General features: G+C 48.1%; 26 protein-coding genes. 7 read left to right on the top strand and 19 right to left on the bottom strand.

Going from position 1 to position 26,000, the window contains the following annotated elements; translation table 11 throughout:
* Window positions 1-318 precede the first annotated feature (318 nt).
* Window positions 319-687, top strand: a complete 369-nt coding sequence (locus EZJ49_RS05390; RefSeq protein ID WP_262555020.1) for a PilZ domain-containing protein — start codon at window positions 319-321, stop codon at window positions 685-687.
* Between the two features lie 72 nt (window positions 688-759).
* On the opposite strand, the gene EZJ49_RS05395 is transcribed toward EZJ49_RS05390, so the two are convergent.
* The 6 genes from EZJ49_RS05395 to gatC form a co-directional block, all read right to left on the bottom strand.
* On the bottom strand, window positions 760-2,109 hold the full coding sequence (locus EZJ49_RS05395; RefSeq protein ID WP_262555022.1) for an LPXTG cell wall anchor domain-containing protein: 1,350 nt from the start codon (window positions 2,107-2,109) through the stop codon (window positions 760-762).
* A gap of 114 nt (window positions 2,110-2,223) precedes the next feature.
* Window positions 2,224-2,619, bottom strand: coding sequence for a DUF192 domain-containing protein (locus EZJ49_RS05400; RefSeq protein WP_262555025.1), 396 nt, complete (start codon window positions 2,617-2,619; stop codon window positions 2,224-2,226).
* A 37-nt stretch (window positions 2,620-2,656) separates the two neighbouring features.
* A complete protein-coding gene (locus EZJ49_RS05405) occupies window positions 2,657-3,571 on the bottom strand; it encodes a Ppx/GppA phosphatase family protein (RefSeq protein ID WP_262555026.1) in 915 nt (304 codons plus the stop codon).
* A gap of 14 nt (window positions 3,572-3,585) precedes the next feature.
* The gene (gene gatB / locus EZJ49_RS05410) at window positions 3,586-5,019 is read right to left on the bottom strand and encodes an Asp-tRNA(Asn)/Glu-tRNA(Gln) amidotransferase subunit GatB (RefSeq protein WP_262555028.1); all 1,434 of its coding nucleotides are present in this window, start codon (window positions 5,017-5,019) and stop codon (window positions 3,586-3,588) included.
* The gene (gene gatA, locus EZJ49_RS05415) at window positions 5,009-6,484 is read right to left on the bottom strand and encodes an Asp-tRNA(Asn)/Glu-tRNA(Gln) amidotransferase subunit GatA (protein ID WP_262555030.1); all 1,476 of its coding nucleotides are present in this window, start codon (window positions 6,482-6,484) and stop codon (window positions 5,009-5,011) included. Before gatA ends, gatB begins: the two co-directional genes overlap by 11 nt.
* Before the next feature lie 8 nt (window positions 6,485-6,492).
* Entirely contained in the window at window positions 6,493-6,774 is a 282-nt protein-coding gene (gatC, locus tag EZJ49_RS05420; RefSeq protein WP_262555033.1) for an Asp-tRNA(Asn)/Glu-tRNA(Gln) amidotransferase subunit GatC, read from the bottom strand.
* A gap of 114 nt (window positions 6,775-6,888) precedes the next feature.
* On the opposite strand from gatC, the gene ligA reads away from it, so the two are divergent.
* Window positions 6,889-8,886 carry an NAD-dependent DNA ligase LigA gene (ligA, locus tag EZJ49_RS05425; RefSeq protein ID WP_262555035.1) on the top strand — a complete coding sequence of 666 codons (1,998 nt, stop codon included), beginning with the start codon at window positions 6,889-6,891 and terminating at the stop codon, window positions 8,884-8,886.
* 65 nt (window positions 8,887-8,951) lie between these two features.
* On the opposite strand, the gene EZJ49_RS05430 is transcribed toward ligA, so the two are convergent.
* Together EZJ49_RS05430 and EZJ49_RS05435 are read right to left on the bottom strand one after the other, a co-directional pair.
* Window positions 8,952-9,146: a histone-like protein gene (locus EZJ49_RS05430; RefSeq protein ID WP_011162677.1), complete on the bottom strand. Its 195-nt coding sequence runs from the start codon at window positions 9,144-9,146 to the stop codon at window positions 8,952-8,954.
* Between the two features lie 87 nt (window positions 9,147-9,233).
* Complete coding sequence (locus EZJ49_RS05435; RefSeq protein WP_262555038.1) at window positions 9,234-10,700, bottom strand: metallophosphoesterase; 1,467 nt, start codon at window positions 10,698-10,700, stop codon at window positions 9,234-9,236.
* A gap of 30 nt (window positions 10,701-10,730) precedes the next feature.
* Here EZJ49_RS05435 and murD point away from each other — a divergent pair, with 30 nt between their 5' ends.
* The gene (murD, locus tag EZJ49_RS05440; RefSeq protein WP_262555040.1) at window positions 10,731-12,029 is read left to right on the top strand and encodes a UDP-N-acetylmuramoyl-L-alanine--D-glutamate ligase; all 1,299 of its coding nucleotides are present in this window, start codon (window positions 10,731-10,733) and stop codon (window positions 12,027-12,029) included.
* Here the strand turns inward: murD and EZJ49_RS05445 are convergent, their stop codons facing one another.
* From EZJ49_RS05445 to EZJ49_RS05495, 11 genes are all read right to left on the bottom strand, one after another.
* Window positions 12,030-14,063: a hypothetical protein gene (locus tag EZJ49_RS05445; RefSeq protein WP_262555041.1), complete on the bottom strand. Its 2,034-nt coding sequence runs from the start codon at window positions 14,061-14,063 to the stop codon at window positions 12,030-12,032.
* A gap of 133 nt (window positions 14,064-14,196) precedes the next feature.
* The gene (locus tag EZJ49_RS05450; protein WP_262555043.1) at window positions 14,197-14,637 is read right to left on the bottom strand and encodes a hypothetical protein; all 441 of its coding nucleotides are present in this window, start codon (window positions 14,635-14,637) and stop codon (window positions 14,197-14,199) included.
* On the bottom strand, window positions 14,637-15,284 hold the full coding sequence (fsa, locus tag EZJ49_RS05455; RefSeq protein ID WP_262555045.1) for a fructose-6-phosphate aldolase: 648 nt from the start codon (window positions 15,282-15,284) through the stop codon (window positions 14,637-14,639). The genes EZJ49_RS05450 and fsa overlap by 1 nt, the downstream gene beginning before the upstream one ends.
* A gap of 60 nt (window positions 15,285-15,344) precedes the next feature.
* Window positions 15,345-15,854 (bottom strand): 2-amino-4-hydroxy-6-hydroxymethyldihydropteridine diphosphokinase, encoded by a 510-nt coding sequence (locus tag EZJ49_RS05460; protein ID WP_262555047.1) that lies wholly within the window; start codon window positions 15,852-15,854, stop codon window positions 15,345-15,347.
* Entirely contained in the window at window positions 15,851-16,537 is a 687-nt protein-coding gene (locus EZJ49_RS05465) for a 4-hydroxy-tetrahydrodipicolinate reductase (RefSeq protein WP_262555048.1), read from the bottom strand. The genes EZJ49_RS05460 and EZJ49_RS05465 overlap by 4 nt, the downstream gene beginning before the upstream one ends.
* Complete coding sequence (gene dapA / locus EZJ49_RS05470; RefSeq protein ID WP_262555050.1) at window positions 16,534-17,415, bottom strand: 4-hydroxy-tetrahydrodipicolinate synthase; 882 nt, start codon at window positions 17,413-17,415, stop codon at window positions 16,534-16,536. The genes EZJ49_RS05465 and dapA overlap by 4 nt, the downstream gene beginning before the upstream one ends.
* A complete protein-coding gene (dapF, locus tag EZJ49_RS05475) occupies window positions 17,412-18,272 on the bottom strand; it encodes a diaminopimelate epimerase (protein WP_262555052.1) in 861 nt (286 codons plus the stop codon). The genes dapA and dapF overlap by 4 nt, the downstream gene beginning before the upstream one ends.
* Complete coding sequence (locus tag EZJ49_RS05480; RefSeq protein ID WP_262555054.1) at window positions 18,269-18,466, bottom strand: hypothetical protein; 198 nt, start codon at window positions 18,464-18,466, stop codon at window positions 18,269-18,271. The genes dapF and EZJ49_RS05480 overlap by 4 nt, the downstream gene beginning before the upstream one ends.
* Window positions 18,450-19,316, bottom strand: a complete 867-nt coding sequence (locus tag EZJ49_RS05485) for a tetratricopeptide repeat protein (RefSeq protein ID WP_262555056.1) — start codon at window positions 19,314-19,316, stop codon at window positions 18,450-18,452. The genes EZJ49_RS05480 and EZJ49_RS05485 overlap by 17 nt, the downstream gene beginning before the upstream one ends.
* A 4-nt stretch (window positions 19,317-19,320) precedes the next feature.
* Entirely contained in the window at window positions 19,321-19,893 is a 573-nt protein-coding gene (locus tag EZJ49_RS05490; protein WP_262555058.1) for a hypothetical protein, read from the bottom strand.
* A gap of 72 nt (window positions 19,894-19,965) precedes the next feature.
* Window positions 19,966-22,359 (bottom strand): DNA translocase FtsK, encoded by a 2,394-nt coding sequence (locus EZJ49_RS05495; protein ID WP_262555060.1) that lies wholly within the window; start codon window positions 22,357-22,359, stop codon window positions 19,966-19,968.
* 92 nt (window positions 22,360-22,451) lie between these two features.
* On the opposite strand from EZJ49_RS05495, the gene EZJ49_RS05500 reads away from it, so the two are divergent.
* The 4 genes from EZJ49_RS05500 (at window position 22,452) to EZJ49_RS05515 (ending at window position 25,916) form a co-directional block, all read left to right on the top strand.
* Complete coding sequence (locus tag EZJ49_RS05500) at window positions 22,452-23,090, top strand: radical SAM protein (protein WP_262555062.1); 639 nt, start codon at window positions 22,452-22,454, stop codon at window positions 23,088-23,090.
* 34 nt (window positions 23,091-23,124) lie between these two features.
* Complete coding sequence (locus tag EZJ49_RS05505; RefSeq protein ID WP_011162662.1) at window positions 23,125-23,424, top strand: helix-turn-helix domain-containing protein; 300 nt, start codon at window positions 23,125-23,127, stop codon at window positions 23,422-23,424.
* 138 nt (window positions 23,425-23,562) lie between these two features.
* Window positions 23,563-24,975, top strand: coding sequence for a replicative DNA helicase (dnaB, locus tag EZJ49_RS05510; protein ID WP_262555064.1), 1,413 nt, complete (start codon window positions 23,563-23,565; stop codon window positions 24,973-24,975).
* A 14-nt stretch (window positions 24,976-24,989) separates the two neighbouring features.
* Entirely contained in the window at window positions 24,990-25,916 is a 927-nt protein-coding gene (locus tag EZJ49_RS05515) for an SDR family oxidoreductase (RefSeq protein WP_262555066.1), read from the top strand.
* Window positions 25,917-26,000: the final 84 nt, after the last annotated feature.

Raw genomic sequence — 26,000 nt, forward strand, 5'->3', positions numbered from 1 at the left:
AGGGAGCTGATCCGATTGGATTCGTGCTTACGTTATGAACACACTGTCCTAGACCCGCCCCCCGCTTGTCAACCGGAAAACCTGTCCCGGCTTGAGACAAAGACCCGGAAAACAGAAATATGTTCATAATGTCTTAAGCTTACACATTTTATTAGTTTTATAAAAATGAAGCTATTTCAGGTGTTTAAATATGAGCCTGAGACGTCCAGTTTTCCAAAAATTAACCTGATTTTTTAAAAATGGGGCCAATTGGCTATTAATTTTTGGTTTGTAATACCGAAAGGATAGTATCCAAGATTTAAGCACAAGGAGTCTAACGTGGAGGACACTTATAAAGTTCCGGCACCAAGAACCCCTCTCAACCTAGAGGTCTCTTTCAAGCGTAATTACGCGCGCGAGGAAACTAAAGGCACGCTTAAGAATATCAGCATCACTGGAGCCTTTTTGGAGTTTGAGGGCGGAGAAGTTCGCGCCAATGAAAAACTAAACCTGGTCATCATCGTGGCTGGTCGCGAAAGAAAGATCGCGGCGCATGTCATCTGGACCAATTCCGTGGGGGTCGGCGTAAAGTTCATGCCGGTCAATAATCGGGATGTGCAGATTGTCGATGACCTGATCTATTTCGTGGAGAACTCCCGAAATGACCGTCGTTCCGTAATGGACACGATCTTTAAAAAGGTCGGCTGATTTCATAGTCACAGGTTAAAAAAAAGAGCGAGTGCAAACTCGCTCTTTTTTTGTCGTTCACTGAACGTCGGCTTATGTTCCGACGTGAGTGTTGTCCATAGCTTGTTGTTCAAGCTCTTTCTGTTTTCTTTTCTTTCTCATCACAATCAGCACAGCCAAACCTGCTGCTGCCAGACCCACAACAGCCAAAGCCATTGTTGTGTCGTTATCCATGCCCGTTGGAGCCTCTTCAGCCACTTGCGGAGCCGGAGGATTGATCGCTTCAACTGGTGGCGGTGGTGGAGGCGCCATTTCCTGGGCCATATCCGGCGGTGGAGGTGGTGGAGCCATGTCGCCAGCCTGATCCATTGGCGGCGGCGGCGGGATGTCCATCTGTGCCTGCTGAGCCATTGGATCTTCAGGCATTGGTGGAGCCGGGATCTCTTCCTGCATTTGCGGCGGAGCTTGTTCTGGCATTGCAGCCGCTACTTCCTGATGCTGCTGAGGAACCGGAGCCGCCGCAACTGCGCCGCCTCTCCAGTAACGAAGTTCCGTGCCTTCTGCGATCTCACCTTTGGAGTCCACAGAGTTGGAAGCCCAAACTTCTTTCCATGCATTGTCATAGCCCAGAAGAGTTTTGGAAACTTTTCTGATGTTATCACCGGATCTTGCCACATATGTTTCAGGAGCAAGGCCGTTGTCTTCGTAATACGTGATCATGCGCGCAGAATCGTCAGGGCGGTGAGGAGAGTTATAATAAACTTTGTCACCAGCACGCACATCGCGGGAATTGAAGGTCGGGTTGCCTTTTTTCAACTCAGCTCTTTTGTCAGAGCCGTAAATCATCTGGCTGATACCTTTTAGAGTGTCACCCGGACGGGCAAAGTAAACTGTATTGTACCAAGTGCCGCCAGCTTTCCATGGCGTTGTTGCCACTTTTTGCAGTGGAACGTTGGCTTTCTTCGGAGCTTCAGAAACGCCGGAATCAACCACTGTTGTCGAAGACTCGCTGACTGAAGAGCTTTCAAATACAGAGTTGGAAGATTCAGATTCAGCAACAGAAGTGGATGTTTCTACCGGCGGAGTTGTTGCCGCCACATCAGGCTGTTCTGCGAAAGGGTCTGCCGGAAGTGTTTCAGTTGTGGTGGCAACATCGGTGTGTTCTGTTGTCGCTTCACCATCAGCAATGGTTGTTTCCGTTGTAGTTGTCGTGGTTTCAGTTGTGGTGGTTGTTTCACCCAAAGCGTCTTCAGGAAGTTGGTCGCTTGCCAAGGAATCGTCGCCAGCGATCTCAAGAGCCTCATCACCTTCCAGCTTCTCAAGGTCAGCAGAGTCAAAATCAGCAGCTACTTCAGAGTCTGCTTGGCTATCCTTAGACGTACAGCTTGTTACCTGGAATGCCAGACCGAGGCACGCTAGTAAGACAACGAGTTTTTTCATCATGTATTCATCCTTGATTGATGCCACGAAACATACTGTTTCAGTTAAGCGTTATTAACAATCTAATGCACAAGATCGAAGGCTTGCAAACACTAAGAATTTCACTGGACTTTCGATCTAGTGAATCTTTAGTTTCGATCCCAACTTTATTTTATTTTTATCGAACCATCCCGGGTTCATTTCAAGTGCGTACTTTGCCGGTTGTGCACTGGCATAAGATGGCAAGGCCGCATCCGGAACACCTTTGCCGGATTTCATCTCTTTGACATCTATCAGTTTCATCTGGGCGTCAAAATAACCGATGGATAAATCTATCAGCGTATTTTTCATCCAGAAGAAACGTGTTTCAGAATTTTTAAAGATAAAGAGCATGCCTTCATCCTCCCCCATCTTGGTCCTGAACATCAGGCCGCGTTCATGCTGGTCGGGGGTTTCCGCCACCTCTACGACAAAGGTCTTGCCACCCAAAGAGATCTTCTTTTTGGCAAAGTCCTTCGCAAAAGCTGACGGCATTATAAGGACGAAGAATAAACCAATTCTGGTGAAAAAACTAACGAGACCTAAGCATTTCAAGCGCCACCCCATAACGAACTCCTTTGGTTGAGACCATCATGCCCTCTAACCCCAATGCCTCCACAACAGCCAAAAGAATGGAAGCTCCCGCAAAAATAATATCAGCTCGTCCCCCAAGTTGATACTTGGTCTTTTTTTCTTCGACTGTGGTACGGGCAAACTCTTCCACCCAGTGATGCAAACGATCTTTCTTCAGGAAAAACCCATCCACTTTGGCTTCATCAAAGCCACCCACTTCAATTGCCACCAAAGATGTGGGGGTTCCCGCAACAGCAACAATTTGATCAATGTGGTGTTTCTTTAGCTCCGGCAAAACTTTTTGCAGCTGTTCCTGAATATAAGATTCCAGGCGGCTACGATCAGCATCTTTTACCGGCTGTGTGCTGATAAACTTTTCTGTCAAACGCACACCTCCAATATCAAGGCTTTCGCCAAACAAAATATCCGAAGCCTTGCCCACGATCAATTCTGTGGAACCACCACCAACATCCACCACCAAAGAGGTTAGATTCGGATTTTTAGCTCCGGCTGTGGCCCCCTGATAAGTGATGCGGGCTTCGTCTTCGCCGGGAATAATTTCTATGGGAATACCCAGCTCCTCGCCAATACGAAAAAGCTCCTGTCCGTTACGCGCATCGCGGGCCGCAGAAGTGGCCATTGCCAGAATCTGATCAACTCTTTCCACAACAATTTCTTTTTTAAACTCTGTCAGACATTTGCGGGCTCGGTCCAAAGCATCGGGATGAAATTCACCGGTCTGCCCAACCCCTTGCCCCAGACGCACCACCTGAACCAGATCGCGATGAACCTTGCGAATTCCATTTTCATCACCATCAGCAATCAGACATAAAAAAGTGTTCGTCCCCAGATCAAGAGCAGCAACTTTCTTCATTTCTTTTCCTAACTTTACTTAAGCTTTTCCTGCAAAATCTTATTTACCATATCCGGATTCGCCTGCCCTTTGGAGGCTTTCATCACTGCACCAACAAAGAAACCAAAGAGATTCTTTTTCCTGCCGGATCTGTGATCATCGACCACCTGCGCATTGGCGGCAAGAACGTCATCGACAATCTTTTCAATGGCAGCCGCGTCTGAAATCTGCACCAGACCCTTTTCCTTGATGATCACCTCAGGATCTTTTCCTGAATCCCACATTCCCTGAAAAACGGTTTTGGCAATCTTTCCGGAAATGCTTCCCTTATCAATCAGCGCAATCATGCGCCCCAGTTGTTCGGGCTTAATCGGGGAGTCCTTGATATTTTTTCCAGCACTGTTTAATTCGCGCATCAATTCGGTCATAATCCAGTTCGATGATGCCTTGAAATTTCCCGCACCTTTCGCAGTTTCCTCATAATAATCCGCCACATCTTTTTCAATGGTCAGAACAGAGGCATCATAGGCCGGAAGAGCATGCTCGGTTTCAAATCTTTTAGCCCGGGCAATTGGGAGCTCCGGCAGTTCCTGACGGAATTTTTCAATCATACTGTCAGTCACAATGATCGGCAGCAGATCCGGGTCGGCAAAGTAACGGTAATCCTGCGCATCTTCTTTACTGCGCATGGAAAACGTGCGGTTTTTATCCGGGTCCCACAGGCGGGTTTCCTGAATGATTTTCCCGCCGCGCTCGACCTCATCAATCTGTCGCTCAATTTCATATTCAATGGCTTTTTCGACAAAGCGGAAAGAATTGATGTTCTTAATCTCCACACGTGTTCCAAACTGAGGATCACCCAGCTTACGAACTGAAACGTTGCAGTCACAACGCAAGGAACCCTCTTCCAGGTTTCCGTCACACACATCCAGATAACGCACGATCTGGCGGATGGTTCGTGCGTATTCTGCGGCCTCTGCCGGGGATCTGATGTCGGGACCGGACACCACCTCCAGTAATGGAATACCCGAGCGGTTGTAGTTAATCAGAGTGTATTCCCCAAAATGCGTGGACTTTCCCGCGTCCTCTTCCATGTGGGCTCTGGTGATGGAAACTGTTTTTTCCTTTCCATCCACCGTAAATGTCACCGAACCGTTTTCGCAAATAGGCTGGTCATACTGGGATATCTGATAACCCTTGGGCAGATCGGGATAGAAATAATTCTTACGGGCAAAGATAGATTTTTTTCTAATGTCACAGCCCAATGCCAATCCGGTCTTGATGGAATATTCAATCGCCTTGGAATTAACCACAGGCAAAGTTCCCGGCATTCCCACACTGACCGGAGAGGTGTTTTCATTATCGCCTGCATCGAAGGATGTGGAATCCGCACAGAACATTTTTGTTTTTGTGCTAAGCTGGACGTGGATCTCTATGCCGATAACGGCTTCATAACCTCTATACGACATGGGGATGCTTCCCTTTCACCGTGGACACGCTTTCCAGCGCCGAAGCCACGTTCAGCATTTTTTGTTCTTCAAAATGTGCTGCCGTCAATTGCACACCAATCGGCAAACCGTCTTTGGACATTCCAAACGGCACACTCATGCCGGGAAGCCCCGCTAAATTTGTCGAAGTGGTAAAGATATCATTCAAGTACATCGTTAACGGATCTGAAATGCGTTCGCCAATCTTAAACGCGGGAGCCGTCGTCACCGGACTTAAGATCACATCACACTGCCTGAAGGCCGCAAGATATTCTTCCATAATCAAGCGGCGCACCTGACCGGCTTTAGTGTAGTAAGCATCATAGTACCCGCTGGAAAGACAGTATGTTCCCAGCATAATCCGGCGTTTGACCTCCGCTCCGAAACCCTGACCCCGTGTTTGGCTGTAAAATTCGGCCAGATCCACCGCAGACAAATTTTTAAACTCGGCTCTGAAGCCGTACTTAACACCGTCATAGCGGGAAAGATTGGAAGAGGCCTCACTGGCAGCAACCAGATAATAAACCGGCACAGCGTATTCCGTCAGAGGCACGGACACCTCGACAATTTCAGCACCCATTTTTTTTAATTCATTCACTGCGTTTTCCACAGTCTTTTGCACATCAGAATCAAGTCCTTCCGCAGTCAGGTATTCCTTAACCAAACCAACTTTCAGACCTTTCATATTGGAATTTAAATTCTGGCTCCACTGCGGAACTTGTTTACGGGAGGTCGTTCCGTCCTGAGGATCAAAACCGGAAATCACCTCTAAAGTCAGGGCGGCATCTTTCACTGAACTTACCATCGGCCCCGCCTGATCCAACGAAGACGCATACGCAACCATTCCATAGCGACTGACTCGTCCATAGGTGGGTTTTACACCGACAATTCCACAAAAGCTGGCTGGCTGACGAATCGAACCGCCTGTGTCTGTTCCCAATGTGCCCACCACCAGGCGCGCAGACTGGGCCGCCGCCGATCCACCAGATGACCCGCCCGGCACTCTGTCCAGATCCCAAGGGTTTCGGACAGCACCATGAAACGACGTTTCATTGGAAGAACCCATCGCAAATTCGTCCTGATTCAATTTTCCCAAAACGACAACCCCGGCATTTTTTAAGCGTGCCACGGCCGTTGCATCATAGGGCGGCACAAAGTTTTCAAGAATCTTAGAGCCCGCAGTTGTCTTTTGACCTTTGGTGCAGAACATTTCTTTAATCCCAAAGGGCACTCCGGCCAAAGCCCCAACATCCTCGCCCCTGGCAATGCGGGCATCCAGCATTTCAGCATCCTTGACTGCGTTTTCATTGCGCGATGTAAAGGCATTAAGCTTTCCATCCAAGGATTCAATGCGCTTTTGGAAATGGACAACGACCTCTTTGGCGCTGATTTTTTTGGTTTTTACGGCCTCGGCAATTTCACAAATTGTGGCAAATGTTAAATCCATAAAATTCCTTAAACCACTGGTGGAACCTGAAAAAGATTTCCGGCTTTGGCGGGAGCATTGCTGGTCATTTCTTCGGCAGAGAAATCCTGCTTCACAACATCCTCACGCCAGTAGGCCTCTATTTCTGTCGGTGTAATCATGGGCTCAACACCGTCTGTATTTACTTTGGAAATCTTTTCGAAATGTCCCAAAGCTTTGGCCAGCTGGGTGCTGTATTCCTGAGCCTCATCTTCCGTCACATGCAGGCGGGCAAGCTTTGCGATATGCTCAATGGTTTTTTTATCGATCATTTGGAAAACTCCTTGAGAAAGCACATACAACGCTATCTTAAACCGCCGTTCCCGTCACTCTTGTCGGGTGCAATTTCTTAGTGACTGGACCTTCAATCATGGTACAAATGATTCATGTCCAAGAAACGCCACGAAGAGCTTAAAAAAATCATCTCCGAACACGACCATAGCTATCATGTTCTGGATAAGCCCACCATTACGGATTTTGAATACGACAAGCTCTTTGCAGAGCTGCTGGAGCTGGAGAAAACCGGAAAAGGTCTGGACCTTACCGACTCGCCATCTCTGCGAGTGGGCGGAAGCATTCTGGAGGGCTTTGAAAAAGCCCCTCATCGCCTGCCAATGCTTTCTTTGGCCAATAGCTATTCCCCCGAGGACATCTTCGACTTTGATGAACGCATTAAGAAGTTTCTTAACACCGAAGAACATATTGAATATTTGTGTGAGCTGAAGTTCGACGGGCTTTCCATGGAACTAATCTATGAAAACGGTCGGTTCGTTAAAGCCATTACACGCGGGGATGGTTCTGTCGGAGAAGATGTCACCCAGAACATTAAAACCATTAAAAGTATTCCATTAAAACTAAGCCATAAAAAGCCGCCGAAACTTTTTGAAGTGCGTGGGGAAGTTCTGATGTTTAAACAGGACTTCGCCAAACTTAATGAAACTCAACAGGAAAACGGTCAACAAACTTTCGCCAATCCCCGTAATGCAGCGGCGGGAACTGTTCGCCAACTGGATTCCAAAATCGCAGCCTCGCGGCCTTTACGTTTCTTTGGATATGCTCTGGGGGCGGTTGAAGGGGTGACCTTTGAAACGCAAAAGAACATTCAGGAATATTTTGCAGAACACGGCATTCCCACGGCTTTGAAATACAAAGAGGATCTCTTGCGTGTGGCGAGGGGGCCTGAAGAAGTGGTGGAATACTATCACCACATTGAAAAGATTCGTCCCAGCCTGCCATTTGATATCGACGGCGTCGTCATCAAGGTCAATTCCCTAAGGTTGCAGGATGATCTGGGACTTGTTGCCCGCAGTCCTCGCTGGGCCACCGCCGCGAAGTTTAAACCGGAACAAGCCCAGACCATTATTGAAAACATCGTCGTTCAGGTAGGCCGCACCGGAGCACTCACCCCTGTGGCTATTATGAAGCCTGTAAAAGTGGGCGGTGTCACTGTCACCAACGCCACGTTACACAATCAGGACGAAATCAATCGCAAGGACATTCATATTGGTGACACAGTCATTATTCAGCGTGCTGGCGATGTGATTCCTGAAGTTGTCGAAGTCGTCAAAGAAAAGCGCCCCAAAGACAGCAAGCCTTATGTCATTCCGGAAAACTGCCCCGTCTGTGATTCAAAGGCAGTGAAAGCGGAAGGTGAAGTCGTCACCCGCTGTGTGAATCCGCTTTGCATTGCCATGGTTAAAGAATCACTGAAGCATTTCGTGGCTCGACGTGCGATGAATATCGACAAAGTCGGCGATCGTCTGATTGAAACTCTGGTGGATAATAAACTTCTTTCCAGTTTTTCCGATTTCTATCGTCTGACCAGGGAAAGTGTTCTGTCTTTGGATCGTCAGGGCGATAAGTCCGCCGAAAATATTATTAATTCCATTGAAAACAGCAAGCATCCAACGCTGGCAAGATTCATCTTTGCTTTGGGGATTCGTTTCGTGGGTGAACAGACTGGCAAGCATCTGGCCGATCATTTCCTGACCATTGAAAGATTCCTGCAGGCCAGTGAAGAAGAACTGCTGCTGGTTCCTGAAATCGGACCCAAAGTGGCAAAATCCATTCGCGATTGGACTTCCAATGAACGTCTGGTCGATGATATTCACCAGATGCTTCAGCTGGGTGTGAAGATCGCCGAACCTCTGCGTTCGCAGGAAGGGGCCTTGTCCGGAATGAGTTTCCTGATCACCGGAACATTGCCGGTAAAAAGAGATGACGCCAAAGATTTGATCGAAAAAAACGGCGGTAAAATTCTAGGCTCTGTTTCTTCCAAGCTGAATTATCTGGTGGTGGGTGACGATCCGGGCTCAAAAGTCGATAAGGCGCAAACCCTGGGTGTAAAGATCATCTCATGGGAAGACCTGCAAAAGATGCTCTAGCGTAAAAAAACCCACGGTTATAGGCCGTGGGTTTTACAAGTGCCTCGTAAAGGCTTTTGACCGAATTATAGGTGGTCAATAACGATGTCACGAGCCATAACAGTCTTACGACCGTCAGCTTTTGCGCTCTCAACACCTTTCAAGCAAAGTTGCTCAATTGCTTTACTGAGTACGTCGATAGTCTCAGCAGATGTGTTCATTTGACCTTTTTCTTTGATAAGTTTTTTAACTTTGCTTGTAACTACAAGTACTTCTGCCATGATATACCTCTCCATCCATGTTAAACGAACAATAAAAGGTTTGCATAGGGTCCTGGGATTGACAATATGAAATCTTCTTGCGCCGCACTAATTTATAGAGCGGCCCGGGTTCAATAAGAGCTCTGACTTCCCATCAACAAACTTGAAAAGCTCTGCCTGTCTTGATCCGCTTTCGCTCGGGGCTATCCACACAAAGGTTTTTTGATCCAGTGGCTTTGTGCATTCCACATCCAAAAATGCCGGGGACCAACAGCCACTGTTTAAGTGTTCCACTGATCCAATAATTTCATGTCGGGTATGATGAGTGTGCCCATAAACTATGCGATTCACCTTGGTGATGGCACTGGTCATCGCCAGCACACGATCATCGGGTTCTTTGTATCCAGAAACCAGGGACGTCACCGACTTACTGTAGAACAGGAAAAACGGCAGTAACATGAATAGCGGAATGAACGCCCAAAAGAACGAAATTTCATAGATCGAACGCACCACCACCATCAACTGGAAGATCAGATAAAAGGCGACAAAGATAATAAATGCGCGGTCCAACCACAGCTCTCGTGCCAGCAAGAACGGATTGCTGGCGGCCGGTGCCACAAAAAGTTCTTTCAATTCACGCACCATGCGTGGTTCTGCGTTGGCTTTCTCTGCGATCAAAGCCACCCGATCTTCGATCTTCAACGGATTGCGGATAGGTGCCGCCAAGCGGTCAAAAAAGGAATGCAGTAAAGTCACCACAGATCCCCAGAACCACGTCAGAACAAGTCCCGGTTGCGCACGCAGCATGTACTTCAGGAAGAAGCGAATATATTCCGGAATGGACATGATATAATTACTATCCACATGGGGATTAAAGAATCCCATGCCATTCATCAGATAGCGACACGCCAGGTTTCCAAATGGAAGCTTTAATGAAACAAAGTTGTAACCGCGCACATAGGGATTGATCGGGTCTTCGCACATACAATAAGGATCGTACTGATTTCCGTGTTCAATCAACGTGTCCTGATTGCTGATATAGAACCACTCAACAAAACGCACCTGCATCTGCTTGTCATCCGGCAAGGCAAGATGTTTATAGATTTCTGTCTGTACCTCAGTAAAATGAAGTTCCAGATCGTGATTGCCAATTACAAAGACCGCCCGGTTTCCGCGCAGAATAAATTCCCGCAGAGCACGCACCCACTCGGCATGATCTTGCAGAATAACTTCAATTTTGTAACGAGACCGCTCTTCGATCGGGAAAAGTCCCCGATGCTTTTCAAGCCAGCTCATGTGGAACACGGGTTCATCAGGCAGCTTTAACACACTGTCAAAGTCGAAAATATCCCCATTTAGCACCAGCTCCACCGGAGCGCCCTGAGCTCTTTCTTCACAATGTTTTAAGAACGATTCAAAAACATCATCAAAGAAGAATTGTCGCGTTTTGAACTTCTTCCACAGAGGAAAGCGCAGGTTGACCGGCTCTGCCTCGCACAAATGCAAATCACTGATGATCGCGGTGTGCGATGCAGTTTTAAAATCAGGAAAGGGTCTTGAAAAAAAAGTGGGCAAAGCTGCCTCCCACGATCTATGATCGTGCAGATGAAAGAATTTATCAAGAACCTGAAGACTCCAATTGCAATTGTCGGCATGGGTAAAAGCGGTGAAGCCGCTCGACGCCTGTTGCTGCTGGCTGGTTATGCACCAGAATCTGTTCTTACTTTCGACGGAAAATTGGAATCGGCTCACTTTCGAGACCCTCAGGCTCTGATGACACAAGCCGGCCCCCGCACTCTGGTGGTATCTCCGGGCGTTCCACTGGCATCACCCTGGATTCAGGAAGCACAAAGAAACGGCGTGACCATCACCAGCGAAATTTCCCTGGCCTGTGCCACACTTGGGAATGAAAAACTGATTGGTGTTACCGGCTCTGTCGGAAAAAGCACCACCGTTTCAATTTTGGGTGCGGGACTGGCCGCATTTTCCAAGACAGGATTTGTAGGCGGCAATCTGGGAACGCCTTTTGCGGATTACGCCGCCGATGTTCTGGAAAACAAACGCGCGCGTGCAGACTGGGTGATTCTGGAACTGTCCAGCTATCAATTGGAAAACTGTGAAGGTTTGCATCTGGACTATTCTGCCATCACGTATTTCACTTCAAATCATCTTGAGCGCTATGACAGTCTGGAACACTACTATCAAACCAAATGGAAAATTCTTTCTTTGACCAGAAGCGCGTTGCTGCTAAACCGCGAAGGCGGTGATCTGGTGGGGTATTCCAACAAGAATTCCTCCCCTCAGGTGCAGGTGATTTCACGTAAAGATGCTTCACTGGTGAATTTACATCTGGAGCAGGCCGAGTTGATCGGGCAGCACAATCAGGACAATCTGGCCCTGGCCGGATCATTGGCTTTGCAGGCGGGCTGGCCCCAAAGTGCCATTGATGGCATGAAGTCCTTTAAAGGGCTTGCTCATCGATTGGAAAGCGTCGGAACTTACAAAGGCGTTCGTTTTATCAATGACAGCAAAGCCACAGCAATGGACAGCGTCCTGATTGCCGCCACCGCCGCGCACGACACACTTCAACGCGCGGGAAAATTATGGCTGCTTTTGGGTGGACGCGATAAGAATCTGCCTTGGCAGGATTTAAAGCCCCTGGAAGGACTTCAAAACACGGAATTTGTCTTTTTCGGGGAATGTCGCCAGATCGCGCAAAGTAAATCGACCTTGCCCGGAAAATCTTATGCAAGCCTGCAAGAGGCGATGGAAGATATTCTGGCACAGGTAAAGCCGGCAGACACTGTTTTGCTAAGCCCTGGAGGCACCAGCCTGGATGCCTTTAAGTCTTTTGAAGATCGCGGAAATGTCTTTAAGGAAATCGTACAGAGTTTCGCGCGCTGATTATTCGCGGAAGGTCAGCACAGAAAGTGTATTAGGGTCCACAGGAAGAACTCGTGAATAGATCTTCTGAGTTCTTTCACCCAGAACCACCACCTCGTGAATATCCTCTGGCACATTGTAGATGATAAAGCCGCCACCAGCGATGCCTTTTCCATTTTGCAGAATGCGACCTTGCATATCGAAGTACACAATCTGGCGCGGGTTGATGTTGTCGTACGCAGCCAGATAAACCTCAAAGTTTTCATCCGGAACAAAGCCAACAATCACACCTGCTGAAGGCAGATCATCAATTTTAAGATAATTCTTAATTGCACTCAACCAGGACCAATGAACCACCGGTGCATGCACGAACTCATCACTGTCATTGTAAACATATCTTGCCGCCACATAGTCAGCGCCTTCCGGCTGCACACGCATCAGACCGTAGCGCTTCAGATTTGGCAGTGTCACTGTCGCCACACCCGTAACTTGCAGTTCATCAGAAAGACTTTGCATGGTCACAAGCCCTGTCACAGCTTCGCCAGTAAAGGCATCATAAACCCGCAGCGGAACAGACTCATTTTTGATAGTCGAGGCAATATCACCCTGAGCAACAGAGCCCTCTTCAACCACCACATTCTGATAACCCACAATTGCTTCAGCCCGGGTTGCCAAAAGTGAATGGAATCCTGGCATCGCATTAACAAAGGCGAACAGACCATTTTCACTGGTGGAACGCAAACTCGGATCGGGCAGCATGAACTGATTGAAGTACACCGGTATCAAACTTTGATCGGATTCCACCTGCACTTCGATACCTGCCAGATTTTTTCCGTCCAAAGTCACTTTACCCCAGATAATTGTCGGCGCCCCATCAAAGGACATCTGTCTTTGTTGAGACAGAATATTCTGCAAAGCCTGAATCATCGTATTCGGATAAAGTGACGTTTTAAATTCGGAACCGGAAACCACAATTGCAGCCGTTTGCATGTGAGCAGGGGCTGCCGCGCGGACCACTGTGGTTGAACCGCGGGTCACATTATCCATGGCCACTGTACCGTCTTTTCGCGGGGCAATTTCTTTAGCACCTTTAACAAAGGTCACAAGTGTTTTTGCCGGAGCTACATCTTCAGGACGGGGATTGTAAGCGCTGGTCACGATTCCGGCAAAATCCGGGTGAGGTTCAATACGAATCTTGGGCCCTTGCAAATTGTTCTGTCCGGCAGAAGCCACACGATTCAAACGGAAGCTGCCTTCGCCCAGAGTCTTGCCTTCTTTATCCACAAGTTTAGCCACAATCGAGCCGGTCACATCCTCGACATCAATATTATATTGTCCCTGAATCAGATTCACGCGACCGAGTTCCTTTAAGACACCCTCATCGCTGCGACGGATTTCAATATGATGTTCATTGGTAACCGCAAGCCCCCCGGTGATTTCCAAAGGACCTGAAATCGAGCGAACGCCTGCCGGCTTTTCATCCACCAAACCATAGGATGGCAGATTTTGGTCAGACTCCGCAGACTCCTTTTTGGTCGGCACATAAACATCCGCTTTGGGAACCGAGGTGGTCGGTCGCCCCTTGGCGTCCAAGCCGGCCACATAGACTTTCGGATTTGTTGCTGCCGTGCCCGCTGTGATTCCGGATTTTGCCAGAACTTCACGAGCCATGTCGGACCATGTTGGCTGGCTCCAGTCCTGAGACAGCACTTCATTCTTTTGCTGTGCCACCTGCAACCGTTTGGCCTGAGCCACCGAAAGATCGTTCATCCATGCAGACGGATCACTGTCGATGATTTCGCCTTGCTGGGATGATTGCGAAGCCGCAAATCTTTCCGGCGTTTTTTGAATAACCATTTCTGTCAGCTCAATTTTTTTTGCAAAAAGAGGAGCCGACGTTTTTTCAGACGCCAGATTCAGTGGTTTGATTTTTTCGAGGCGGGCCCATTCTGAAAGTTGCCTCTCGGATTCCAGCATTTCTTCAAACGCGATATGTGGTGGGGAATTTTTTTGCGCTTTAATGACCAGAGCATCGTAAATAGGAATGAACTTCAAGCCACCTGTGGGGCTTGACCAGTATAAGCATCCAGCAAATACGGTCAGCGGTATCAATAACCGCTTCAGTCGCATTCCTTGCAACAGTCACCTCTTTAGAAGAATAGTCATTTCTGACTAGCCTTTATCGTATTTAGAAGGAACGGAAGTCGTCAATCACGTTACGACTGTCGCGACTTTGGTTAAGGGTCTGTCGCAGCTTTTCCGCGATGGGTGCGGCTCTCTCGTCGTCGCGATCCAGAAGGTCAAAACCGCCGTCTTCGTTACGACCTTCGACCAGAACCTGCACCTGAACATCATAGGGACGACGGTCCCCAAGAATGGTGACATGGGTGTAGAATCTTTCTTTGGCCATATCCATCTTCTCGATATTGCTGCCTTTTTTATCATAGAACCGGGACGTCATTTCACGCCCGTTTTGGCTGACCGTGCGAGGCTCACCAATAACTGACATAACCACACGACGGGTCTCGCTAAGATTCAGGGGCGTTTCACGCAGAATCACGCCCCCGGTGCGACAACTGGACAAAAGAACAGTCATGAGAAAGACAAATAACAAAGAAAGCTTATTCATTACTTTTTCTGTGCCTTATTCCAATCATCCATAAAGGCCTTAATACCTTTGTCTGTCAGCGGATGATGAGTCATTTGCTGCATCACTTTAAACGGAATTGTGGCGATATCAGCGCCCATTTCCGCGGCTATTTGGATATGCATCGGGCTGCGCACACTTGCGACCAGGACTTCTGTGTCAAAGTCATAGTTGCGATACATTTGAATAACCTGATCAACCATTTGCATACCCTCAACACCAATATCGTCAAGGCGACCCACAAACGGGGATACCATCGTTGCGCCGGCTTTCGCCGCCAACAAGGCCTGCATCGGAGAAAACACTAACGTGACGTTGGTCTTAATGCCTTCAGATTTCAATTTTTTCACCGCAATCATGCCATCTTCGCACATGGGAATTTTCACAACCACGTTAGAAGCCAGCTTCGCCAGCTCTTTGCCTTCGCGAACCATTTCCTCGTGCTGAAGGCTGATTACTTCAGCAGAAACCGGACCTGAGATCTCTTTACAGATTTCTTTGATCACCGTGTGGAAGTCTTTACCGCTTTTTGCGATCAAAGAAGGATTTGTGGTAACACCATCAACCCAACCACGCAGATTGGCTTGTTTGATTTCTTCAATTTCAGCTGTGTCGATGAAAAACTTCATGGGAACTCCAAGGTTCTAATCAGTGATTTTAGATACTTACAATTTGTACGTTGGCTGATTTTAAAAATCAACCAGGCTTTTACCCTGAATATAAAACTCCGCCTGCTTGGCGGGCTGTGCGGATTTGGCAATCTCACTCAGGCTTTTTTGATAGATCGGATGTTCATAAGCACCCCAGGCCTCTGCGGCACAGCGAATAATCAGCGGGTCCTGATGCATCTGTGGGTAGGGAAGAGTTAAACGAGGCGACATCACAATCATGTCATCAAAGGTCAAAAGCGTCAGTTCCGCATGACTGCGCTGAAGCAAGCCCGGCGCACCCTGTTCACACTGGGACAAAACCATATGCAGGCACTGATCCACAGACATGGAGGTTTCAAAACGTACAACGAATTCCATGCGTGCGCTAAGATCCTGTCGATCTTCCGTCAGATAACGTTTATAAACGGATGAAATCGCTGCGATCTCTCCGCATTCCGCCATTTTTTCCAACAGTCTTTTGGATTTCTCCACCCCGCCGACCAAATCCAGCGTCAGATAAATCAGCGCTAAGTGTCTCGTTGAATTCATTTCTTCTTTCCGAACAAAACGTCACGAATCTGATACAGACCCGGCTTTTGCTTTACCAACCACTCAGCCGCCTGAACGGAGCCTTTGGCAAAAACAGTGCGATTTAAAGCAGTGTGCTCAAAAGTCAGAACCTCTTCATCACTCATGGCAAAGATCTTGTGAACACCAAAGACCCCGCCGCCACGGATGGCCAAAGCCTCCGGCAATTTCTTGCCAACCGCCTTTTCCAGATTTTCCTGCAAAGTGATCGCAGTTCCGGACGGGCGGTCTTTTTTGCGGTTGTGATGAATTTCCTCGATCTGAAAATCAAAATGCGAAATCGCCGCCAAAGACTTTAAAGCCTCATTTAGAACGGCAACACCCAAACTCATATTGGAAGACCACAGAACCGGGATCTTTCCGCTGTATTTCTTTAAAAGATCCTTTTCCTTCTTTGAAAACCCCGTCGTGCCGCACACAACCGGCGTTTTATTCTCTGAGGCTTTTTTCAGAACATCCTTCAAAGCCTCCGGAGACGAAAAATCAATCCACACGTCCAACGTGGCGGCTTTTTTACTGTCCCATTTTTCGCCACGCAAAGGGGTATAAGACAGCTCACAGCGCGGATTGGCTTCAATCACCGCTGCGATTTCTTTTCCCATTCGTCCGGTAGAACCAAAAAGACCTATCTTTATTTTTTTCACAGAAGGCCCACTTTTTTCATTTCAGCACGCAAGGTTTCTGTGTGCTTCTCAGTCAGTTCCATCATTGGCAAACGCAGTTCCGCAGATTCAATCAACCCCAGCAGCTGAGCCGCTTTTTTTACCGGAATCGGATTGGCTTCCACAAACAGCAAATTAATCAGATCATTGTATTTGGCGATATCCGCACGGGCCTTTTCCCACTGGCCTTCAGAGACCCATTTTTTCCACTGCACCATTTGCGCCGGAATCACATGTGTCGCCACCGAGATCACCCCGTGGCCGCCGACTCCCAAAAATTCCACGTAAGTGCCGTCGTCTCCCGACAGCATGACAAACTCTTTACCACAGGCTGCAATCAGCTCGCTGGCAATATCTATTTTTCCAGTGGCATCCTTGATACCAATGACGCCGGCAACTTTGGACAGATCCCGTGTTGTTTCCGTGGAAAGACTGGTGATCGTCCGGCCTGGAACATTATAGAGAATCGTGGGAATTTTCACCGAGGTCGCCACCGCCTTGAAGTGCTCATATAAACCGCGCTGAGGAGGTTTGTTGTAATAAGGCACCACCACCAAAATCGCATCCGCGCCCATTTCCTCTGCCTTGCGGGAGTCTTCAATGGTTTGAGCCGTGCTGTTAGAGCCTGTTCCCATAATCAGAGGAATTTTATCTCCGCAAACAGAACGCAGGTGTTTAAACAGCTCAGCCTTTTCCTGCGTCGTCAGAGTCGGGCTTTCGGCCGTGGTTCCATTCACGACGAAACCATCCACACCATTTTGCAGTTGGTGTTTCACCAGCTTATCCAAAGAGGCATAATCAATTTTGCCATTTTTAAATGGCGTAATCAGCGCCGTGAAAGTTCCTTTGAAATTTTTCATCCAACCACCTCTAAATTATATTTAAAATCACCCACAAAAACCGCATCACCTTCCATCAAGGGATGCAAATCACCCTCGATAAAGCTAACAACCATCACGCCACCGGGCATCTGCACTTCAATTCGCGCAGCCTTTGTTTCTTTGGCATGAACCAAAGCAGCTGCCACGGCCCCGGTTCCACAAGCCAGAGTGTAATCTTCCACGCCACGCTCAAAAGTCACGGCTCTGATCTTCTTTTCATCGGATTCCACCGCATAGAAAGTCACGTTGGCACCTGACGGTTGCAAGTCATGGTGAGATCGAGCCTCCCGGGCCATGTCTTTCAGCTCCACCGTATCTGAAATTGCGTGAATTTTTTGAACCAGATGCGGAACGCCTGTGTTCACCAGCGCGAAGGTTTCTGTCGAGCTGGATTTTGTTTTAAGTTCGATTTGTTCCTGTATAAAGCGTGCCTCCGGCATGCGCACCCGAATACGCGTGTTGCCAAGAACATTGGCCACCACCAGACCGGCGCCAGTTTTAAAGCGCAAAGCCCCCGTGCTGTTCCCACCCAGATTTTCATAGCAAAAACGAGCCGCACAGCGAGCTGCATTTCCACACATCTCTGCTGTTGATCCGTCGTTGTTGTAAAAGTCCCAGTTATAATCAAATCCTTCCGATCCGGATTCAATCAGCAGAAATCCATCCGTACCCACACCCAAAACACGATCACACACCAATTTGGCAAATTGAGGACGGGTCATTTTTAAATGACTTTCGATGCCCTGCCACACAGAGCCTTCGCGTGCATCAATCAATGCAAAGGTATTTCCTGCGCCGGACATCTTGGTGATAGTAATGGGCAGAAAACCACTCATGGTTCAACAACCTCTGTGCCACTTGCAGTGGTTTTCTTTTTTGTCGGGGTGGTGGTTGTGGCGTCTTTAAATGTCGGTTCACCACGACCCAAAGGGGCCGGGTTTAGTGGGGGAAGAGGTCGGCCCTTTACTCCGCAACCGGATATTGCCAAAGCCAGAACCGCCAACAAGATCGTTTTATTCAGGTGTTCCATTGATCCCCTTTAAGTCGCCCTCCACCTCGGTGACACGGCGACAAAGCATGGGGTCTATCATATACTGTCTATACTGGTTCGCTGAAATGTTTTTGCAGGTCATCACGTATTTCTGAGCTTCCTCGGAATTCGGGCTCTTTTGCATTTGGCTGACCTTCCAAATCCAATAGAAAGACTCAGGATATTTATCGTCGGCCTTCTTAAGGAGCCCCAAGGATTCCTGAGTTTTGGCAGGGTTGTTCAAATCCAGATACTTTTGCACTTCCAGGGCATACCAGAATTTCTGATGCTGGCTCTTTTTCACCGCCACGGTGTCAATGACCTTTTGGTATTCCACCCACTTGGACTGACAGGCCAGAGCTTGAGCCTGAGTCAGCTTAAGTTCCTCATCAAAAGGAACCACAATAAGCTGTTTTCTGACAGTCTCAAGCCCACCTTTGCAGTCACCCTTGGCAATCATCAGCCGGGCCAGCTCATTCACAATAGGGAAGTTGTCTGGCTCAATGCGTGCTGCTTCTGCAACTTTGTCCAGAGCTTGATTTAATTCAGTTTTTCTTAAAGACACGCCCGTTTCAAAAAGTTGTTGGGCTTTGTCGCTAAAGAATATATTGGAAACCTCGTTCACGGTTTTTTTCAGCTCCGCAATTGCCTGAGGACGGGTTTCTCTTTGAATTGCGCTGGAAAGAATATTAAGCGCCTGCTGACGGTCACGCTGCAAACTCAAATTATAGGCTTTTTCGATAATATCTTTATAGGTCTCAGACTTGGGAGCTTTGGCCTGAGCAAAAACGGCGGGACTGGAAAAAGTAAGAGCCGCTGTCACAGCGGCTCTTAAGAACTTCAATTTCATTGAATTATTTCTTTTGGAAAGACTTCAAGGAAACAGTTACGTTACCGAACTGGCTTGGAGCCACTTGCTTCAAAAGACCGGACATTGGGATTTGCTGTGGATTGATCCAGGCATTGATCTCAGAGTTGTCTTCTTTGTTTTTCAAACGAGCATGGATGCAATCGAAAGTACCAGCTGGAACAGTGATACGGTCTTCTTTCACTTCGATCACTTCTACGTCTTGTTTAGGAATTTGTTGTTCTTTACCGTTCACCAGCAATTTTTTAGTTTCGCCCGTGTTTTGGTCGATCAACATTTCCATTTTTTGCTTACCAGCAAAACCAAGATCCACATCCTGATTCAACCAGATGCCATCAGCGCCGATAGAAGCCACAGACATGATCATGGAACCTTTGATGAAGCCCATGTCCACACTGTAGTCAGCTCTGTCGCCAACTTTCCAGTCCAAACCAGTTGTTTGTGCTTGCTCCAGAATACCAGGCATTTGTGCCTGAACCAGAACGTCCGTTACAGACGGAGCTGCAACTGCATTAACAGAGAACGCCAAACCTAGGGCTGCAATAAGAGCCTTGAACATAAATTCCTCCTTGAATGGTTATATGGTCCCCTAATGAGACCACGACCAAGGGTGGTGCAGTCAAGACTCTATTTATTGTTCTCTGTAACTACTCACCAGAACTTGACGCGGCTTGCTGCCGTTGGCAGGTCCCACAACACCTTCTTTTTCAAAGATTTCAATCATGCGCGCAGCACGCGGATAACCGAGTCTGAATTTGCGTTGAATTAAAGACGCAGAGATTTCTTTCTGCTCAGAAGCCCAAGACAGAATTTCATCATAACGCTCATCATACTCTTCTTCACCAAAACCACTGTCACCGCCGCCAGCTTCACCGCCATCACCACCGGCAAATCCATCCAGTGCTTTCATCGCCAATGGATCGTATTCAGGTTCTGCCTGAGACGCCCAGTGTTTTACGACATTGCCAATTTCACCATCAGACAAGTAAGGACCATGGTGGCGAGTTGGTTTACCCACACCTGGTGCCTGGAATAACATATCCCCGTTCGGCAGCAGACGTTCTGCGCCCGAGTCATCAATGATGATACGGGAATCCATTTTGGAAGCCACTTTCAAGGCCACACGGCCCGGGATGTTTGTTTTGATCAGGCCCGTGACCACGTCTTTGCGCGGGGATTGTGTCGCCAGAATCAAGTGAATACCGCAGGCGCGTGCTTTTTGTGTCAGACGCTGAATCGGCTCTTCGATATTTTGTTTTTCCACGATCATCAAGTCCGCCAGCTCATCCACCACAATCACGATGTAGGGAAGTGGTTGATAGTAGTACTGATCAAGCTTCGCCTTGCCTTCTTCCAGCTCCAGATTGATTTTTTCGTGCTCTTCAACATCAGCTTTGGAAAGGTTGCCGGTTTTTTCGTTGAACGCTTCGATTTTACCCACACCAAACTTGGACAGGGACTTATAACGTTTTTCCATTTCGCGCACAGCCCACTTCAGTGCTGTTGCAGCCTTCTTCGGCTCGGTCACGTGTGGAAGCACCAGATGCGGAACTGTCGAGAACGGCGCCAAATCGACCATTTTCGGATCGATCAGAACCAAACGCAAAGTTTTCGGCGAATGGCGGAACAGAAGACCGGTAATAATAGAACCAACAAATACGGACTTACCAGAACCTGTCGTACCGGCAATCAGCAAGTGCGGCATTTTGCGCAGGTCCACAACCTTGGGCTCACCATCCACCGCACGACCCACGGCCATTGGCAGCGCCAGATCGTCACCCCAGAACTGATCCTCTGCGATCAGGTCTTTGTAGTAAACGGTTTCACGCTTTAAGTTCGCCGTTTCAATACCCACCACATCCGTGCCCGGAATATGACCCACCACGCGCACAGATTCTGAAGACAACGCCAGGGACAGATCATCTTCCAGCTCGGAGATTTTGGAAATCTTCACGTCGGCGTTGGGTTTAAACTCATACATCGTCACCAATGGACCGGGCTTCGCATCCTGAATGGTGCCTTCGATAGAAAAGTTCTTTAGTTTCTCAACCAGGGAATCGGCCTTGCGCTGAATTTCAGCCTTGTCGATTTTAATTCTTGAGGCCGGAGGATCTTCCAACAGCGCCAGCTTGGGCATGTCCCAGTTTTCAATACGACGAGGGGGCTTGGCCTTCATCACGACTTTGCGTTTTTGCGCCAGACGAACCGCAGGAACCTCCTCCTCTTCGTCGTCCGTGTCCTCATCGGACTCTTCTTCTTCCGCTTCTTCATCCTCAGCTTCTGCTGCGGCAAGAAGTTCTTCCAGATCTTCGTCCTCGTCTTCCTCTTCTTTTTCTACAAACTTTTTGTCAGAAAGAGGGAAGATGCTTTTGGCTTTGGATTCCTTGGTGTCGGATTTTTTGGCTTTCCCTTTTTTGCTTTCCTGAATAAACATTCCAGAGAAAAAGGCAGCGACCTTATCCATGACTTTCTTTTTCTTCACTGACACCAGCAGCCCCTGCGGAACTTCAGCCAGTTCCTGCAGTGTTTTTTCAGAATAAAAAACCACCAGCACAGCCATCAGCGACCACAGGATCACCTGCACGCCCACTGAATTAAAGGCACCCATCAACGCCTGCGAAACACCCAAACCCAGTAAGCCGCCTAAATAGATCTGGCCCTGGAAAATTTTGGTGGTTGGCAGATATAGCGAAAACAATGCCGCTACATTCACGATCAACAGAAAAGCCCATACAAAACGAATGTTTTTAAGGTTCAGGGATTCGCCACGAAAGGCCGCATAGGCAATTTTCGCAAAACAGGCCACAACGACCCAGGCCGCCAGCCCCATACCCTGATAAAGCATGTCGGCCAGGAAGCTGCCCACAATTCCGCAATAATTTACAGCTTTTAGCCCTTGCCCAATGGAATTAAGGGAGGGATCAAGGGGGTTGTAGCTAATCAGGGAAAGAGCAAAGAACAGCCCTAAACCCAAAAAGCCTATTGCAATGACGTCCTGTCGAAACTTTTTAAGGAATTGGTTCATTTAAAAAATTTACGAAATTCCCAGCAGTTAGTCATGCACACTGGGGCCTTCCTTGACTTAAGCCCCGGGGTGCAGGACAAAGAGCCAGTCAAATGCTTAAAATAAATGAGATTTTCTATAGTATTCAAGGTGAAACAACCTACGTAGGCTGCCCTACGGTCTTTGTGCGCCTGACCGCCTGCAATCTGCGCTGCACGTATTGCGACACCAAATATTCCTACTATGAAGGCGAGATGCAAACGCTGGAAAACATTCTGGCGGAAATCGATTCCCATAAAGCTCCGAATGTTTGCATCACAGGTGGTGAGCCTTTGTTGCAAAAAGAAGTGCACACGTTGATGAAAACTCTTTGCGATCGCGGTTACAAAGTTTCTTTGGAAACCAGCGGATCAAAAAGTGTTGCAGAAGTTGATGCGCGTGTGAAAATTATTTTGGATGTAAAAACTCCGGATAGTGGCGCAGCAAATTCATTCGTGATGGACAACATCGGCTTTTCCACTCCCAGCACGGAGTACAAGTTTGTGATCTGTTCAGAAAAAGATTTCGAATGGTCCGAGGAATTCTGCCGTCAACATAATTTATTTGAAAAATTTGTGGTTTTATACAGCCCATCATACGGCCAAGTGTCTGAACGCTGGTTGGCAGAAAAAATTTTGCAGAAAAATTCATCAGCAAGGTTGCAATTGCAGCTGCATAAGTATATTTGGAATCCCGAAACACGCGGAGTATAGTCCTTAACGATTCATCTGAAATTTTGGGAGTTCCATGACGCCGAACCTAAACAGTTCCGATAATCTTTTTGTCGCCAACCTTCAATCTGTAAGCTTGGAGAAGTTAGTAAAAAGCAAACTTGAAGTTTTGTTTGCTCAACAAAAAGAAGCACAAGTTGAGTTGAATGGTTTGTACAATGTAGTTCTGGAACAAGTAGAAAAGCCACTTCTTGAGCTTGCTTTGCGCGCCTATAATGGCAATCAGGTGAAAACCGCGCAAATGCTGGGCATCAATCGCAACACTCTTAAGAAGAAAATTGACAACTACAAGATTCGTGTAAAGAAAATGAACTAAAGTTCGTTCAAGTCTTGCATCAGCGGGCCACCTAGAACCACCACCAAGCACTAGGCCCGCAATTTGTTCACCTAAGAAGATTTCAAAAGGCAGATCGTATTTTCAAATCTTCTTTTTTCGTTACTCTAGAGGGGTTCAATGAGTACGCGAATACCACCACAAAATCTTGATGCCGAACAGTCCATCCTGGGTGGCCTGATGCTTGATCGGGAAGCTCTCGATCAAGTCGGTGACGTTCTGATGGCGGATGACTTCTATAAGCCAGGTCATCAGAAAATCTACGAAGCCATCAAGGATCTGCACGCCAAAGGCCAGCCTATTGATATCATCACTGTGACGAACGTTCTTCAGTCACAGGGGCATATGGATATGGCGGGTGGCCCTGAGTACTTAATCAGCCTTCTGGATAAAACCATTTCCTCTGCCAACATCGGCACGCATGCCAAGATCGTTAAAGACAAGGCCACTTTGCGTCGCTTGATTGCAATTAATTCCTCCTTGATTGAAAAAGCCTACGACCAGGATTTCGTGGACGTGGAATCTTTCGTCGATCAGGCAGAATCTGAAATCTTCAAGGTGGGCGAAAACAAAACCAAAACAGGTCTTGTAGGCTCCATGGAAATCGTTAAGGCTTCCATTCAAAAGATTGAAGAGCTCTATAAAAATAAGGCTGAAATCACAGGGCTTGCCACGGGCTTTAAAAAGCTGGATGAAATGACTGCGGGCCTGCACCCAGGGGAGATGACGATCATCGCTGCTCGTCCGTCCATGGGTAAAACAGCGTTCTCTCTGAATATCGCGCAACACGTGGCACTTCGTCTGAAAAAGACGGTGGCTTACTTCTCTTTGGAGATGGGTAAAGAGTCCATGATGATGCGTATGCTTTCTGCGGAATCCAAAGTCAGCATGAGTGAAATTCGTAACGGTCGTATTCAGGATTCTGCATGGCCGAAGCTGATCAACGCTGCCAGTGCGCTTTCCGAAGCTTCCATTTTCATTGATGATACGCCGGGGGTTTCTCCGTTTGAGATCCGTTCCCGCGCCCGTCGCTTGAAAGCTGAACACGGCCTTGATTTGATCATGATCGACTACTTGCAGTTGATGAGCATGAAACAGAAAATGCAATCCCGTGAACAAGAGGTTGCAGAGATCTCAAAGTCCCTGAAAGCCATCGCCAAGGAATTACAGATTCCGGTGATCGCTCTGGCCCAGCTGAATCGTGGGGTTGAGGGACGTACCGAGAAAAAACCAATGCTTTCTGACCTGCGGGAATCCGGTTCCATCGAGCAGGACGCCGACGTTATCATGATGCTTTATCGTGATGACTACTATGATAAAGAAAATCCAGACAAACAAGGTCACGCCGAAGTGATCGTGGGTAAGCAGCGTAACGGTGCCACCGGCCCTGTGAAAATGCGCTTCGATGCCCAGTACAATAGATTCCGTGATGCAGACCCGGAAGGCCCAGTGAGTCCACTGATGCCTCCGCAGGCGCCCCCACCAATGCCGGGCGGCAGACCTAAAAACTTTGCACCCGGATCAACCGTCTAAGATAATGGGGCCCTATGAGGCCCCTTATTTATTTTTTCCAACGCAAGAAACCTCAACACTATCAACCAGTGGTGCTTATCACAGGATGCAGTTCCGGTATCGGACTGGCCATCGCCAAACTTTTGCATGAACACAAAGAATATCGCGTGGTCGCCACGGCCCGGGAAAAGAGTCTTGAAAAAGTTCGCAACGAATTTCGCGAAGATGAACGCTTTCTGATTCGGGCCCTGGATGTCACCGACGAAAAAAGTCGCCAGCATCTGATCAACGACATCACCCGCACATGGGGTGGGGTGGATATTCTTATAAACAACGCAGGGATCTCTTATCGTGCCGTGGTTGAACACATGACCGAACAGGATGAAGAACTGCAGATGGCGACAAACTATTTCGGTCCAATGGGTTTGATTCGTCAGTGCCTGCCCCACATGCGCGAAACGGGGCGGGGAAAGATCATTAATATTTCATCGGTCAGTGGAATGCTGGCAATGCCGACCATGTCCTCGTATTCGGCGTCCAAATTCGCACTGGAAGGTGCCAGCGAAGCCCTGTGGTATGAAATGCGCCCCTTCGGTGTCAGAATCTGTCTGGTACAACCAGGCTTCATTCACAGCCCTTCTCACAAGAACGTTTATCACACGGCTCAATCCGATCCGACACGCAACTGGAGCGGGCCTTACTGTGACTTCTACAAGAATATGACTCCGTTTGTGGAGCGCATGATGAATATGTCGCTCACAACTCCGGAAAAGGTCGCAAAACAGATTCTCAAAGCCATGAAAACCGAAAATCCACCGTTGTGGTTACCGGCCACTCTTGATGCGACCGTATTTTATTATATTCGCCGCCTGTTGCCACGTCGGGTGCTTTTGCCATTCCTGTACTGGTGTCTGCCGGGCGCACGCAACTGGGCCCAGGAGCACTCTCACAGGCGCAAATAGGGGACACAACCGGGAACCACTAGACCTTGGACTTGATTGCGCCTTTGGGGTTGAGTTCCCGTTAACCTCTTGATGGACTGGATT

This window comes from Bdellovibrio bacteriovorus, from assembly GCF_025558485.1.
Classification (GTDB): Bacteria; Bdellovibrionota; Bdellovibrionia; order Bdellovibrionales; family Bdellovibrionaceae; genus Bdellovibrio; species Bdellovibrio bacteriovorus_G.

Bases quoted from the DNA above. Each gene is read 5' to 3' on its own strand.
- EZJ49_RS05395 (WP_262555022.1), bottom strand. From the start codon at position 2,109: ATGATGAAAAAACTCGTTGTCTTACTAGCGTGCCTCGGTCTGGCATTC.
- EZJ49_RS05400 (WP_262555025.1), bottom strand. From the start codon at position 2,619: ATGCCGTCAGCTTTTGCGAAGGACTTTGCCAAAAAGAAGATCTCTTTG.
- EZJ49_RS05405 (WP_262555026.1), bottom strand. From the start codon at position 3,571: ATGAAGAAAGTTGCTGCTCTTGATCTGGGGACGAACACTTTTTTATGT.
- gatB (WP_262555028.1), bottom strand. From the start codon at position 5,019: ATGTCGTATAGAGGTTATGAAGCCGTTATCGGCATAGAGATCCACGTC.
- gatA (WP_262555030.1), bottom strand. From the start codon at position 6,484: ATGGATTTAACATTTGCCACAATTTGTGAAATTGCCGAGGCCGTAAAA.
- gatC (WP_262555033.1), bottom strand. From the start codon at position 6,774: ATGATCGATAAAAAAACCATTGAGCATATCGCAAAGCTTGCCCGCCTG.
- ligA (WP_262555035.1), top strand. From the start codon at position 6,889: ATGTCCAAGAAACGCCACGAAGAGCTTAAAAAAATCATCTCCGAACAC.
- EZJ49_RS05430 (WP_011162677.1), bottom strand. From the start codon at position 9,146: ATGGCAGAAGTACTTGTAGTTACAAGCAAAGTTAAAAAACTTATCAAA.
- murD (WP_262555040.1), top strand. From the start codon at position 10,731: ATGAAAGAATTTATCAAGAACCTGAAGACTCCAATTGCAATTGTCGGC.
- EZJ49_RS05450 (WP_262555043.1), bottom strand. From the start codon at position 14,637: ATGAATAAGCTTTCTTTGTTATTTGTCTTTCTCATGACTGTTCTTTTG.
- fsa (WP_262555045.1), bottom strand. From the start codon at position 15,284: ATGAAGTTTTTCATCGACACAGCTGAAATTGAAGAAATCAAACAAGCC.
- EZJ49_RS05460 (WP_262555047.1), bottom strand. From the start codon at position 15,854: ATGAATTCAACGAGACACTTAGCGCTGATTTATCTGACGCTGGATTTG.
- dapA (WP_262555050.1), bottom strand. From the start codon at position 17,415: ATGAAAAATTTCAAAGGAACTTTCACGGCGCTGATTACGCCATTTAAA.
- dapF (WP_262555052.1), bottom strand. From the start codon at position 18,272: ATGAGTGGTTTTCTGCCCATTACTATCACCAAGATGTCCGGCGCAGGA.
- EZJ49_RS05480 (WP_262555054.1), bottom strand. From the start codon at position 18,466: ATGGAACACCTGAATAAAACGATCTTGTTGGCGGTTCTGGCTTTGGCA.
- EZJ49_RS05485 (WP_262555056.1), bottom strand. From the start codon at position 19,316: ATGAAATTGAAGTTCTTAAGAGCCGCTGTGACAGCGGCTCTTACTTTT.
- EZJ49_RS05490 (WP_262555058.1), bottom strand. From the start codon at position 19,893: ATGTTCAAGGCTCTTATTGCAGCCCTAGGTTTGGCGTTCTCTGTTAAT.
- EZJ49_RS05495 (WP_262555060.1), bottom strand. From the start codon at position 22,359: ATGAACCAATTCCTTAAAAAGTTTCGACAGGACGTCATTGCAATAGGC.
- EZJ49_RS05500 (WP_262555062.1), top strand. From the start codon at position 22,452: ATGCTTAAAATAAATGAGATTTTCTATAGTATTCAAGGTGAAACAACC.
- EZJ49_RS05505 (WP_011162662.1), top strand. From the start codon at position 23,125: ATGACGCCGAACCTAAACAGTTCCGATAATCTTTTTGTCGCCAACCTT.
- dnaB (WP_262555064.1), top strand. From the start codon at position 23,563: ATGAGTACGCGAATACCACCACAAAATCTTGATGCCGAACAGTCCATC.
- EZJ49_RS05515 (WP_262555066.1), top strand. From the start codon at position 24,990: ATGAGGCCCCTTATTTATTTTTTCCAACGCAAGAAACCTCAACACTAT.